This is a genomic window from Tritonibacter sp. SIMBA_163, assembly GCF_046535935.1.
Classification (GTDB): domain Bacteria; phylum Pseudomonadota; class Alphaproteobacteria; order Rhodobacterales; family Rhodobacteraceae; genus Epibacterium; species Epibacterium scottomollicae.
On record NZ_JAWJBP010001568.1, the window covers coordinates 1 to 228 of the forward strand.

1 protein-coding gene is annotated in these 228 nt (G+C 57.5%); it reads right to left on the reverse strand.

All coding sequences use genetic code 11. The annotated features are described in order from the left end of the window. The coding region (locus R0J92_RS27540; protein ID WP_411054014.1) for a hypothetical protein at positions 1-228 on the reverse strand (228 nt) is incomplete at both ends.

The window sequence follows — 228 nt, forward strand, 5'->3', positions numbered from 1 at the left end:
GCCGTTAGCGTCCTGCTGGCTCAAGATGCGCCATTGGCCATTGTATCGAACACGCGGAACAGCCGTAATGCGGAAGCTCGACAGCACGAACACGTCCTGTATCAGACGCCCGCCCGACCCATAGCTGTTGCGGTAAATGTGATGGCCTTCAGTTGCACAAGTGCCGAGAATAACCGAGCGCGGGATATTGGCGCCGTACTGGGTTTCAAGTTCTGATGCGCGGCTCTG